Source organism: Streptomyces sp. sk2.1 (genome assembly GCF_008120935.1).
In the GTDB taxonomy this organism is placed as follows: domain Bacteria; phylum Actinomycetota; class Actinomycetes; order Streptomycetales; family Streptomycetaceae; genus Streptomyces.
Genome location: NZ_RDBO01000177.1, coordinates 1 through 12,012, shown reverse-complemented (window position 1 = coordinate 12,012; position 12,012 = coordinate 1). Strand labels below are relative to the sequence as shown.

The window sequence follows — 12,012 nt, the reverse complement described above, 5'->3', positions numbered from 1 at the left end:
GCCCTGGAAGGTCCTGACCCCGGAGGTCGGTGCCTCCGGGTGCAGGGCCTCGTGGGACGGGACTGCGGAAATCGGGGCCTCGGGAGCCGCGGGGGCGGGGGCCTTCGGGGTTGCGGTGAGCCGCTGCTCGTTCAGGTGTTGCATGTGTCGCCGCCAGGGGTGTCGAAGAGTCGCCAGTAGGGCTCGAACGGCCCGGGGGTCCCGTCGAGCAGCTTGTGCCGCAGACCGGCGAGGAGTTCGCGGTCGGGGCCGGGTGCCGTCCGGGCCAGCAGGCGGGCTTCGGCGTCCGACGAGGGCCGCCCCAGGAGCACCCACATCGCCCGGAGGGTGTCCGGGGGCGCCGCGGACAGCGCCTGCGCGGTCTCGCCCAGCAGTTCGTCGCCGGTGCGGTCCAGCCGGTGCCGGGCCCCGGCCTCGCCCCAGCGCCGCACGGCGAGGCCGTAGGTGTTGAAGGAGCCCTCGGCGGCGTCCTGTTCGACGCTCCGCAGGTCGTCCTCCAGGTCGATGAACGACATCATCGGCCCGAGCAGCGCGCTCAGCTCCCGCGCCCACGGCCGGCCCGTGAGGGCCGCGGCGACGGCGAGGAAGGCCCGGATGTCGGAGCACCGCAGCCGGATCGCGCGGGCCAGGTCGGCCTCGTCGAAGGAGTCGGCGGACCCGAGGAGCCTGGTCTCCAGCTCGAAGTACTCCTCCAGGCCGGCCAGATGGCGCTCGACGGTCGCGTCGAGCAGCTCCAGGGAACCCAGGTACGCCCGCAGGTGCTCCGGCCACCAGGACCCGGGCCCGGCCCCGGTGCCGCCGGACCGCTGGTGCGCCTCGTACGCCCAGTCCGCCTCGTAGACCACGGCCCACAGGTGGCCGAACAGCGGCGAGACCAGGGCGCGGTCGCCGTCGTCGTAGCCCAGCGCGCGGAACACCGGGGCGAGCGTGCGGTAGACCTTGGCACCCTTGACGCCGGCGGCCGGCGAGGTGCACGGGGTCTGCCAGGTGGGCCCGGTGGCCTTCTCGGACGTCCCGTGCACGAGCACGCGCAGGGCCGGCACCCGGTCGGGGTCGAGCAGCCCGCCGGGGAGCTCGTGCTCCATCTAGTGCCCCGTCCCCGGCAGCGCCCGCGACTCCCGCAGCTCCCGCGTCAGATGCGCGACCTGCCGGAACCACGGGGTGTAGGAGTCCGCGCCCGGTCCGTCGAGCTCCGCCAGGACCTCCGTCAGGGGCCGCCAGGCGACCTCGGACACCTCGTCGGGGTCGACGGCCGGCGGGGCGCCGTCGTGATCGCCCACCAGGACGTGGTCGTACTCGTGCTCGACGTACTCCGAGGTGGGGTCCTCGGCACGGTAGACGAACGGGCCGGCCGGCCGCAGTTCGCCCGCCCGGACGCCGAGTTCCTCCAGCAGCCGGGCGCGGGCCGCGTCCGCCGGGTCCTGGCCGGGCGCCGGGTGCCCGCAGCAGGTGTTGGTCCACAGCCCCGGGAAGCGCCGCTTGGACGCGGCCCGGCGCTGGAGCAGTACCTCGCCGCGGTCGTTGACGAGCATCACGGAGAACGCGCGGTGCAGGAGCCCGCCGGGGCGGGTGTGCGCCTCGTGCACGGTCGTGCTGCCGGTGGTCCGGCCGGTCGGGTCGACGAGTTCGACCCGCAGCCGCTCCCGGGCCGCCTGGCCGCTCGTGGCTGAACTGGGCATGGGTGCTCCTTGTTTCGTTCCGCCGGATGTCACGGGCCGGCGATGTGGTAGCCGCCGTCCGCCCAGACGACCGAGCCGGACGTCGCCGGCATCCAGTCGGACAGGACGGCGCAGCAGGTTCGTGCCACCGGGGCCGCGTCCCGGTCGTCCCAGCCGAGCGGGGAGTGCTTGGCCCAGTGCGTCGCGTCGAAGCCGGGGATGGAGGTGGCCGCGACCGTCCGCAGCGGCCCGGCGGCGACCAGGTTCACCCGGACCCCGCGCGGTCCCATCTGCATGGCCAGGTAGCGCGCGACCGACTCCAGGGCGGCCTTGGACACGCCCATCCAGTTGTAGCCCTCCCAGGCGCGCTGGCCGTCGAAGTCGAGCCCGACGATCGAGGCGCCGGGTGCGAGCAGGTCGCGGCAGGCGTGGGTCAGCGAGGCCAGCGAGTACGCCGAGACCTCCAGCGCGCGGGCCGCCTCGGGCCAGGGCACGGCGGCGAAGTCCTCGTCGAAGCAGGCGGGCGAGCCGTGCGCGATCGAGTGCACCACCCCGTCCAGCCCGTCCAGGTGCTCCGACACCCGCCCGGCCAGCCGCTCCAGGTCCGTCGCGTCGGTGACGTCCAGCTCGACGACGGGCACGGGTTCGGGGAGCCGGGCGCAGACCCGCTTGACCAGCGAGGTGCGTCCGTAGGCGGTGGCGACCACCCGCGCCCCGGCCAGCTGCGCCTGCTCGGCGACGTGGTAGGCGATGGAGCTGGGCGTGATGATGCCCGTGACCAGCAGCCGTTTCCCGGCCAGCAGGCCCGCGCCGGCCCCCGGCGCCGCGGTCGTCGTGTTCTCCTCGTGCTCAGACACCCATGCTCACCCCACCGTCCACGGGAATGACCGCCCCGGTGATGTACCGGGCCTCGTCGCTGGCCAGATATGTGATCAGGGAGGCGACCTCGGTCACCGTCCCGGCCCGGCGCAGCGGTACGGAGTCGATGAACTCCTGGCGCACCTTCTCCGGGAAGTCCCGGCCCATGTCGGTGTCGATCAGCCCGGGAAGGATGACGTTGACCGTGGTGCTGCCGCGCGCGAGTTCGCGGGCCAGCGTGCGGGCCAGGCCGATCAGCCCGGACTTGCTGGCCGCGTAGTTGCCCTGGCCGATCCCGCCCAGCAGCGCCGCGGTGCTGGAGCAGAAGATGACCCGGCCCCGGCTGGAGCGGATGAGCGGGCGGATGCCCGCCTTGACGGAGTAGAAGCCGCCCATGAGGTTGGTCTGGATGACGGCGGAGAAGTCCTCGGCCGACATCCGGGCCATCAGGTTGTCGCGGACGATCCCGGCGTTCACCACCAGGACGTCGAGGCCGCCCAGCGCCTCGACCGCCTGCTTCATCGCCTGCTCCACCGCCTGCGGGTCGGCGACGTCGCAGGCCAGCGAGAGCGCGTTGTCGACGGGGGCGCCGGAGGTGCTGAGCGAGACCACCGTGTCGCCCATCGCGACGAACCGGTCGACGGTCTCGCGCCCGATGCCGCGGGTGCCGCCGGTGACGACCACCTTCCGCCCGGTCGGCCCGGCGGGCTTCGCGGCCGCCTCGGGGGGTGTCGTGGGGTTCAGCACTTCTTCACCACCAGCACCGCGTTGTGTCCGCCGAAGCCGAACGAGTTGGACATGACCGTTGTCAGGGCGTGCTCCTGTGCGGTGTGCGCGACGTGGTTCATCTCCGGGAACTCCGGGTCGTCGCAGTTGATGGTGGGCGGCACCAGGCCGGTCTCCAGGGCCTTGACGCACGCGATCAGCTCGACGGCCCCGGCGGCACCGATCATGTGCCCGGTGGTCGACTTGGTGGAGCTGACCGGGATGCGCAGGGCCCGGTCGCCGAGTTCGGCGCGGATGGCCAGGGTCTCGGTGCGGTCGTTGAGCTGGGTGCTGGTGCCGTGCGCGTTGACGTAGTCGATGGCGTCGCCCGGCACCCCCGCCGCGGCCAGCGCCCGCCGCATCGCGAACCGCGCGCCGAGTCCCTCGGGGTGCGGTGCGGTGACGTGGTGGGCGTCGCTGGCGCCGCCGTAGCCGATGATCTCGGCGAGCGGTGCGACTCCGCGCCGGCGCACGCTGCTCTCCGATTCGAGCACCACCGCCCCGGCGCCCGCCGACAGCACGAAGCCGTCCCGGGCCCGGTCGAAGGGGCGGCTGGCGGCGGCCGGGTCGTCGTTGTACTTGCTGGTGAGGGCCCGGGTGGCCGCGGTGAGCGCGAGGTCCTTGCCGCTCATGGAGTCCTCGGCGCCGATCGCCACGACGATGTCCGCGTCGCCCCGTTCGATCATCCGGTGGGCCTCGCCGATCACGATGGTGCCCGAGGCGCAGGCGGCCGACACCGCGAACGACTCGCCCATGGCGCCGATCTCCACCGACAGGTAGCCGGTCACGACGTCCACCGCGCCGTACGTCGACATGTAGGGGCGGATCGCCCGCGCGCCCCGGGTGTCGAACAGCCGGACCGCCTCCGCGTCCATCTTGGTGGTGCCGTAGCCCGACCCCGCGAGGACCGAGATGCGCTCCGGCGGGCAGACCCCGGGCTTGACGCCGGCCTGTTCCAGGGCCTGGTGGGCGGCGGCGATCGCGTACCTCGCGTACGGGTCCGTCCGGCGCACCTCGGTGCGCGGCATGTAGTCCGTCGGCTCGAAGCCGCGGATCTCGCCGCCGATGGTGACGGGACAGTCGCCGGGGTCGAAGCCCGTGATGGAGGTGATCCCGCTGCGGCCCTCCACCATGCCTTCCCAGGTCTCGGCCACCGAGTTGCCCAGCGGTGTCAGCGCACCGAGACCCGTCACGTACGAACCCATTGCCTCACTCCAAATCGTCGGCGGCCGATCGCCGATCCGTGAACGTTTGCGCTACTTCCCCGCCGCCGCGGCCAGCCGGACCTCGCCCCGGGCGCCGGTGACGAACCGGCCCCCGTACTCGGCCACGGCCTTCGACACCAGCAGGGGCTGCGGGAAGCGCCGTCCGCCCAGGGCCAGGTAGCCCGCCCTGATGCCGCGGCCGCCGAACGGCTTGTTGCCGTTCTCTATCTCGATGAGCGTCGAGTCGACGCTCACCATGTGTTTCTCGCGCAGGAAGTCCACGAGGTCCCGGCCGCCCCCGTAGACCGAGGCCCCGAAGGCCCGTTCGGTGAAGGACGGGGTGGCGAGAACGCGCCTGAGCTCGCGCTCGTCGTCGTAGACGACCAGGTTGAAGATGGGGGCGAACTGCTCGGAGACGTCCAGGGGTTCGGACACCTCCCAGACCAGGACGGTCGGCACCACGTGGGACTGGGCGATGTCGACGGCGCCGCCCTGGTGGATGCGGTGCCGGTTCGCGATCAGGTAGCGGGTGACCTGGTGGAGCACGTTCGGGTCCTGGAGGCTGCCGTAGTCCCTGCCGTGGTCGGCCGCCGGGCCGAACCGCAGCGCCCCGACGCGCCGGGACAGTTCCTCGCGGAACTCGTCGGCGACCGTGCGGTGGGCGAAGTAGATGTCGGGGGCCAGGCAGTCCTGCCCCGAGTTGAGCATCCTGATCCGGGCCCCGTCGGCGGCGGCCGCGCCGATGTCGGCGTGCTCGGTGATGATGAACGGGTTGACGCCCTGGCCGAAGAAGAGGAAGAGCGGTTCGTCGCCCAGGGCGACCCGCAGCTCCTCCGCGTTCTCGTAGCGGCCGGTGAAGACGGCCACTCCCGGGTTGCCCCGGATGGAGTCCACGTAGGCGCCCTGGGTGCCGGTGAACGCCGTGACGTCCAGGCCGTGCACGGGTGCCAGCAGTTCGTGGATCCGCAGCGTCGTCTCCGTGATCCGCGAGGAGGGCCGGAAGGAGATCTCGCGGGTGAAGCACGCCGGGACCAGCAGGTACAGGGCGTACGAGTAGAGCACCATGTTGGACGGCATGAAGACCCAGGACGTGGGCACCGTCGGCGGCTGGTGCAGCGCGTACTCGGCGGCCGCCCCGCGCAGGGTGGAGACGAAGCCCTCGACCTCGATGCCGGCGGCCTCGCGGTCGGTGATCCCGCTCAGCACGTCGACGAACAGGTCCCGGTTGTCCTGGACGTACTGGGCGGTGCGGGCGAGCGCCGGGAGCGTCTCGGCCAGGCGGTGATTGCTGCGGAAACGTTCCGGCACGTGGTCCCGGACGCCCAGCCGCTGGGCGGTGGCCGCCTCCGCGAACGCCTGGACCCGGCCCAGGTCGACCTTGCCGAACGCGTTCTGCGGCAGCTCGTCCACGACGAAGACGTGGTCGGGCGCCTCGTAGGGCGCCAGGTGGGCGGTGATCTCCCGCCGCCAGTGGGTGTGCGTGCGACGGCCGGGGTCGGCGACGACGGTGATCAGGCGGTCGTCCCGCCCGGCGCCCTCGACCACCACGCAGGCGTTGGTCGTGCCGGCGTCGGCGAGCCTGCGCTGCACCTCGGCCGGGTAGACGGTGAACCCGCCCCTGGCCAGCGCCGAGCGGCGGCCCAGGACGGTCAGGTGTCCGTCCTCGTCGATCGAGGCGATGTCGTTGGTGCGCTGCCAGCCGTCCGCCTCGCGCACGAGCCGGCCCTCGGCGTCCAGGAAGCCCGCGCACCGGTCGGGGGTCCGGACCAGAAGTTCGCCGACCCTCCCGGCGGGCATCGGCTCCCCGTCGGCGCCGACGACCTGGATGTCGACACCGGACAGGGCCTTGACCAGCTCGGGCTTCCCCGGGAGCGCGTGCGCCACGTTGCCCAGCTCCGTCGACCCGTAGCCGTCGAGCATCAGGTGGCCGGAGGCCCGGTGGAAGCTCTCGGCCAGCCGGCTCTCCAGCGGACCGCCGCCCACGCACCACAGCCGCACCGACGACAGATCCGTCAGGAAGGCGGGGTTGCGGGCGGCGAGGTTCAGGATCGCCTGGTACGTGCGCGGGGGCGCGTCGACGACCGTGGCGGAGTGCCGCTTGCCCAGGCGCAGCGCCTCGGACAGGTGGGCGGGCGGCACGATCACCAGCCGGGTGCCGGCGACCCAGCTGATCAGGGCGACCGAGAGGCCGTACTGGTGGGTCATCGGCAGCAGCGGCAACAGGACGTCGTCCGGGGTGTACCCGACCCGTTCGGCCGTGCGCAGGCAGTTGTCGATGACGGAGCCGCCGGACTTCACCACGGCGTGCGGCTCGCCGGTCGTACCGGACGAGAGCAGGATCAGGCCGTCCTCGCGCTCCCGCCAGGCGAGGGTCGCGGGGTCGGGGAGGTCGGCCGAGCCGCCGACGTCCTTCGCCCGTACCTCTCCCACGCCGTAGTCCCACAGGTCGCGCGGCGCGACGGCGCCGGGCACCTGCTTGGCCGCGTCACCCGGCAGTACCGCGTGCTGGGCGTGCATCTGCCCCAACGGGTCTTCCATCCGGGCGAGTTGGGCCTCGTCGAGGACGACGACGGAGACGTCGGAGGCGATCAGGGCCAGCAGGGCCGCGTAGAACTCGATGGTGTTGTCGCCGCTGAGAACGACCCGGTCGCCGGCCCGCACACCGCGGTCGTGCAACGCGCGGCGCATCGTCTGGACCCCATGGCCCAGGGCGTACTGGGTCACGGCGGCGCGCCTCGCGACCGCGACCGGCCTCTCCTCCCGAGCGGAGGTCATGCTGATCACCCCGTTGTTCTCGCTTTTTTGCTGTCCGGCCCTACGCTGGTGAATGTGCGTGGGGCGCGACGCACGGCCCGCGCCGCGCCCCCGATCCGGGATCTCATCGAGGTCCCGGGAGATGCACCCTCACTGCTTCGTTCAGCAGCTGTTGCTGATGGTGCTGCCCAGCGCCTCGGCGCTCTCGGCCGGGACCTCAAGGCCCTGCAGCTCGATGATCGACATGTCCGTACCTCCCCTCGGTGAATCCGGGCGACCAGGTCGCCCCGCGGATGCCCCTCCRCCCCTCCGCGAAGAAGGCCGGAACGGGGCTCGGCAGTACTTCATGACGGCACGTCAGCAGCTGTTGCTGATGGTGCTGCCCAGCGCCTCGGCGCTCTCGGCCGGGACCTCAAGGCCCTGCAGCTCGATGATCGACATGTCCGTACCTCCCCTCAGGTATCGGGCCGTCTCGGACGGCCTCTTGACCGGTGCCGTTCCCATGAACCGCTCAGAGCGGTTCGATGCCCAGGAACGGCAAGCTCTTCAGGCTGCGGTCGCGGACCGCGGCGAGGGCGAGGGTCACGCCGGCGGCACCGGTGGCGAGGTCCGCGGAGAACCGCACCCCACCGCTGCCCGGCACGCGCAGCTCGCCGTCGCGCTCCACCAGGTGCAGCGGCAGCTGCCGCAGGAGACCGGCGAGCGCCTCGTCCGCCTCCTCGAACCGGTCCCCCAGTGCGACCAGGGCCAGCAGCGCCCCGGCCCGCCCGGAGAAGACCCCGGCGTCGGCCATGAGCCGCACCCGGGCGCCGTTCACCAGTCCGGGGACCGCCGCACGCAGCCCGGCGTTCTCCCGGTGCCGCAGCACGGCGTCCGCTCCCAGCGCCACGCCCAGACCGCCGACGGCCAGGTAGGGCAGACGGCGTTTCCCGTCCACCACCTGCACGGTTCCGGCGTCGTCCGCGGTGCACCGGGACAGGTCCCGGTCGACCGCCCGCTCGGCCAGGTCGAGCCAGACGGGATCCCCGTCGGCCTCGTACATCCTGGCGAGGAACACCGCCGCCCCGCTCCAGCCGCGCATCAGTCCCGCGGGCGGCGCCTGGGTGTGCGGGCTCGGGAAGAGCTCGTCCCGCAGGCGGGTCGCGGCGCGGCGGCCGAGTGCGGTGACCTCCTCGTCGCCGAGCACCGGCCCCAGCGCCAGGGCGGCCAGGCCCATGCCGGCGAGACCGGAGAACAGCGACGGGTCCGTGGTGGTGTCGATGTCCCGGACCAGCGGTGCCAGGTTCGCCCGGGCGGCCTCGTGCCGTCCGCGCGCCGCCCAGTACCAGGCCACTCCGGTCAGTCCGTCCCAGAGTCCGGGCGACGCCAGTTCCGCACCCTCCGGCCCCGGGTGTTCCAGCAGCCACCGCTCGTACCCGGCGGGCGGCTCGTGCCCGGCCGCGTGCAGCGCCCACAGGACGCCCGCGGCTCCGTGGGCGAGGCTCGCCGGGCCCGCGGTGTTCAGGTACTGGTCCGGGTCGCCCGGGAACAACCGGTCGTCGCGGTCCGGGTCCCCCGCCGCGGCGAGCGAGGCGCTCAGCGGCACGACGAGGTCGAGCGGATCGGACGGGGCCGCGGTGCCCGGCACGAGCCGGGCCCGGTCCGGGGCGGACGCCCCGGACCCGTCCGCGAGCGGTTCGAGCTCCATCATCCGCAGGGTGTCGTCGAAGTGGTCCGCGGGCAGGCCGAACCAGTCGACCGCGGCGGCCGCGTGCTGCGCGGCCTTGCGCCGGTCCAGTACGTACACCGGCGCCAGCGGCATGAACAGCCACAGCCGCAGCACCGCGAGGGCGTACCGGTCGCGGAACCCGGCGGAGCCGGTCCTCGGCGCGAAGCCGGGGTAGGCCAGCGGCGGCGGGTCCTCCGTGTCCAGCGGGGCCGACATCTCCAGGTCCAGCAGCCGCACCGTCAGGTCGTCGTCCACCATGATGTTCCCGGGGTGCAGGTCCCGGTGGGCGATCCCGTGGGCGTGCACATCGGCGACGGCGGCCGCGACCCGTTCCAGGATCCGCTCCGCCCGCTCGCGGTAGGCGGCGACGGCGTCGGCCGTGGGGGCGTGCCGGATGAACGGGTGGTGGCCGGCCGCCCAGTTCTGCAGGTTGCTCCCCTCGGCCTTCTCCAGCGCGAGGTAGTGGTGCTCCCAGTACCGGAAGGAGTCCACGAGGTCCGGTACGGCCGCCACATCGGCCAGCCGGACGAGGACCTCGGCCTCGTACCGGGCCCGGTCGACGGCGTCGAGGCCGTCCCGGTCGACACCGGCGTGGGAGCGGGCCTCCTTGAGGACGACCTCGTGTCCCGTCTCCTTCTGCCGGGCGGCGTAGACGCCCCCGCCGTTGGAGAACTGCAACGCACGCTCCACGACGAACGGGAAGGGCTCGTCCGGGTCGGGGGTGCGCAGAGCGCGCTGGATCTCGTCGGGGGGCGAGATCCAGGACGGCGGCCGGAAGGGGACCGACCGCGGATCGTGGACCAGTCGGCCGTCCGGACCGTGCATCGCGAGGACGCGCCGGCCGTCCGGCGTGTATGTGTACCGCGTGGTGAAGGCGCCGTAGCGCAGGTAGACCGGGCTCCCGTCGCGCCAGCGCCGGTCGCTCAGCACATAGGGGCCGTCCTGGCCGGTCAGCAGCTCGTGCAGCGCGTCCAGGGCCGGGAGGACCTCCTCGTCCGACGGGTAGATCGCGATGAACTTGCCGCTGGCGGTACGCGGGGCGAACTTGAGGTTGTACGCCTGGAAGACCGCCCGGCGGGCGAGGAACTTGAAGGCGAGGCCGTGCTCCAGGCAGTGGGCGGAGACGGCCGCCAGGACGGCGGCGGCGTTCTCGGGGCGGGCCGACACGTGGATCTTCCAGCCCTGTTCGGGCAGGGTCCCGCCGGTGGGGCGCAGATGACACCAGGGCCCCTTGAGCTTCCGGGACCAGCCGTCGCGCTCCGGCACGGTGGCCGCGAAGTCCACGTCGTCCTGCGGGTACCAGCGCTCGGGGGGTTCGAAGTGGTCGGGATCGGCAACGGAGAAGAGTTCCCCCGCCTCACGCATCCGTACCCCTCCCTCCGGTGCCGAGCGAGGTGGCCCCGCCCTCCGCCAGGTACTTGTCCAGCATCCGTCGTGCCCGCGCCTTGTCGTCCTCGGGGACGGACGGCACGTACTTCAGTCCGGCCAGGTGCTCGGTCTTCTTCAGCTCGTCCTCGTACTCGGAGCGGAGCAACGACCAGACGGTCGCGTCGTGGTACTTGCCGTCCACGTAGTAGAAGTCGCGCAGGATTCCCTCCAGCACGAAGTTCCCGCGGATCAGGGCCGGCAGGGTGTACGGGTTGAACGACCCGGTGGTGAGCTGCACCCTGCGGGCGTCGTACGTCATGAAGAGGATGTCGATGAGCCGGACGATCGCCTCGCCGCCGTAGGCGCTGCGCCAGCGGTCGGGCTCCCCGACGATGATGGCTATCTCGAACGACTGGTGGCTGCCGCGCTGGCGCCAGTTCACGAACCCGAGGGGTTCCCCGTCGTTCTCCTTTATCATCCGGAACGTAAGGTTCCCGGAGAAGTGTGCGGCGCGGATTTCCTCGGGACTCGCAATTTCCCGGGAGTCTCCGGTGAGGGCGGTTCCCTGCGCATCGGGCGCCAGCCATCCGGCAATCAACTCGAAATCGCCGGAAGTCGGCGGGAGCAAGCTTACGAAACGCCCCTGCATTTCTTCCCCATCCCCCCGTCCAAGAATCATCCGGACCTTCTTCGACTCGGCCTCTCGGCGAGCCGTTGAAGAACCTAGATCCAGACCTTCTTTTCCGTCAAGCATGCCTCGTGGAAGTCGAACACGCGGAAAGTCGAACACGCAAAAGCCGAACGGGCGCCGCCCACAGGCCCGGGGCCATGGAGCATAAATCAAGTTGACAGCCCTTTTTTCCACCCCTACCGCGAGGCGCAGTAATCTCCCGTGCCATGACTGAAACGCGGCAGGTTTTAAGGACTCCGTCGTTGGCATTCGTGGGCGCGGGCCCGCGCACGACCGGCATCCTGGAGCGGATCGCGGCCAATTTCGATGCCCTGTGGCCCGGCGGCTCGCTGCGGGTGGACGTCGTCGACCCGTACCCGCCCGGCGGCGGACGCGTCTGGCGGGACGACCAGTCGGCCCGGATGCTGATGAACTCGCGGGCCGGGGACGTCACGATGTTCACCGACGACAGCGTCGAGTGCGCCGGACCGGTCACGCCCGGCCCGATCCTGTCCGAGTGGGCGGCCGGGCCCGGCCGCCGGGAGACGTCGGTCGCCGGTGTCGCGGACGAGGCCCGTTCCCTCGCACCGGACTCGTTCCCCAGCCGGCGGCTCGCCGGGGCGTACCTCGCCTGGTGCTTCGAGCGTGCGCGGGCCGCGCTCCCGCCGGGGGTGGAGGTCCACGACCACCGCGCCGCGGCGGTCGACCTGGCGGACGGGGACGACGGACGCCAGCGCGTCACCCTCTCCGACGGGAGCTTCGTCGACGCCGACGTGGTGGTCCTCGCCCAGGGCAACATCGACGGCAGCATGGACGCGGCGCAGCGCCGGTACGCGGCGTCCGCGGCCCGCCGGGGCGGGGCCTACCTGCCCCCGTGCTGCACCGCGGACGTCGACCTGTCCGGCTTCCCGCCCGGGGCCGACGTGATCGTCTCCGGCCTCGGGCGGGAAGCCGGACAGGTCGACGTCCGCGGTGCAGCACGGGGGCAGGTAGGCCCCGCCCCGGCGGGCCGCGGACGCCGCGTAC

The 12,012-nt window shown here is 72.6% G+C and carries 10 protein-coding genes; 1 reads left to right on the top strand and 9 read right to left on the bottom strand.

Features of this window, described 5'->3' with window-relative positions; all coding sequences use genetic code 11:
• Positions 1 to 131 precede the first annotated feature (131 nt).
• The 9 genes from EAO76_RS42075 to EAO76_RS42040 all read right to left on the bottom strand — a co-directional run bounded on the left by EAO76_RS42075 (position 132) and on the right by EAO76_RS42040 (position 10,794).
• Positions 132 to 1,085 (bottom strand): hypothetical protein, encoded by a 954-nt coding sequence (locus EAO76_RS42075; RefSeq protein WP_148841496.1) that lies wholly within the window; start codon positions 1,083 to 1,085, stop codon positions 132 to 134.
• The gene (idi, locus tag EAO76_RS42070; protein ID WP_148841495.1) at positions 1,086 to 1,679 is read right to left on the bottom strand and encodes an isopentenyl-diphosphate Delta-isomerase; all 594 of its coding nucleotides are present in this window, start codon (positions 1,677 to 1,679) and stop codon (positions 1,086 to 1,088) included. It lies immediately after the preceding gene.
• Between the two features lie 29 nt (positions 1,680 to 1,708).
• Positions 1,709 to 2,515, bottom strand: a complete 807-nt coding sequence (fabI, locus tag EAO76_RS42065; RefSeq protein ID WP_148841494.1) for an enoyl-ACP reductase FabI — start codon at positions 2,513 to 2,515, stop codon at positions 1,709 to 1,711.
• Positions 2,508 to 3,263 (bottom strand): SDR family NAD(P)-dependent oxidoreductase, encoded by a 756-nt coding sequence (locus EAO76_RS42060; protein ID WP_222872270.1) that lies wholly within the window; start codon positions 3,261 to 3,263, stop codon positions 2,508 to 2,510. Before EAO76_RS42060 ends, fabI begins: the two co-directional genes overlap by 8 nt.
• Positions 3,257 to 4,486 (bottom strand): beta-ketoacyl synthase, encoded by a 1,230-nt coding sequence (locus EAO76_RS42055; protein WP_148841493.1) that lies wholly within the window; start codon positions 4,484 to 4,486, stop codon positions 3,257 to 3,259. The genes EAO76_RS42060 and EAO76_RS42055 overlap by 7 nt, the downstream gene beginning before the upstream one ends.
• A gap of 51 nt (positions 4,487 to 4,537) precedes the next feature.
• Positions 4,538 to 7,261 (bottom strand): aldehyde dehydrogenase family protein, encoded by a 2,724-nt coding sequence (locus EAO76_RS42050; protein WP_148841492.1) that lies wholly within the window; start codon positions 7,259 to 7,261, stop codon positions 4,538 to 4,540.
• 336 nt (positions 7,262 to 7,597) lie between these two features.
• Complete coding sequence (locus tag EAO76_RS45110) at positions 7,598 to 7,744, bottom strand: hypothetical protein (protein WP_187439029.1); 147 nt, start codon at positions 7,742 to 7,744, stop codon at positions 7,598 to 7,600.
• A gap of 7 nt (positions 7,745 to 7,751) precedes the next feature.
• Positions 7,752 to 10,313 carry a class III lanthionine synthetase LanKC gene (gene lanKC / locus EAO76_RS42045; protein ID WP_148841491.1) on the bottom strand — a complete coding sequence of 854 codons (2,562 nt, stop codon included), beginning with the start codon at positions 10,311 to 10,313 and terminating at the stop codon, positions 7,752 to 7,754.
• Positions 10,306 to 10,794, bottom strand: a complete 489-nt coding sequence (locus tag EAO76_RS42040) for a GNAT family N-acetyltransferase (protein ID WP_148841490.1) — start codon at positions 10,792 to 10,794, stop codon at positions 10,306 to 10,308. Before EAO76_RS42040 ends, lanKC begins: the two co-directional genes overlap by 8 nt.
• A gap of 464 nt (positions 10,795 to 11,258) precedes the next feature.
• Between EAO76_RS42040 and EAO76_RS42035 the strand changes: the two genes are divergently transcribed.
• Positions 11,259 to 12,012, top strand: a 754-nt coding sequence (locus EAO76_RS42035; protein ID WP_262376214.1) for an FAD/NAD(P)-binding protein, incomplete at its 3' end; no start/stop codon positions are given.

Excerpts from the sequence above, each read along its gene's own strand:
- EAO76_RS42055 (WP_148841493.1), bottom strand. The coding sequence starts at position 4,486 with ATGGGTTCGTACGTGACGGGTCTCGGTGCGCTGACACCGCTGGGCAAC.
- lanKC (WP_148841491.1), bottom strand. The coding sequence starts at position 10,313 with ATGCGTGAGGCGGGGGAACTCTTCTCCGTTGCCGATCCCGACCACTTC.
- EAO76_RS42075 (WP_148841496.1), bottom strand. The coding sequence starts at position 1,085 with ATGGAGCACGAGCTCCCCGGCGGGCTGCTCGACCCCGACCGGGTGCCG.
- EAO76_RS42050 (WP_148841492.1), bottom strand. The coding sequence starts at position 7,261 with ATGACCTCCGCTCGGGAGGAGAGGCCGGTCGCGGTCGCGAGGCGCGCC.
- idi (WP_148841495.1), bottom strand. The coding sequence starts at position 1,679 with ATGCCCAGTTCAGCCACGAGCGGCCAGGCGGCCCGGGAGCGGCTGCGG.
- EAO76_RS45110 (WP_187439029.1), bottom strand. The coding sequence starts at position 7,744 with ATGGGAACGGCACCGGTCAAGAGGCCGTCCGAGACGGCCCGATACCTG.
- EAO76_RS42040 (WP_148841490.1), bottom strand. The coding sequence starts at position 10,794 with ATGATAAAGGAGAACGACGGGGAACCCCTCGGGTTCGTGAACTGGCGC.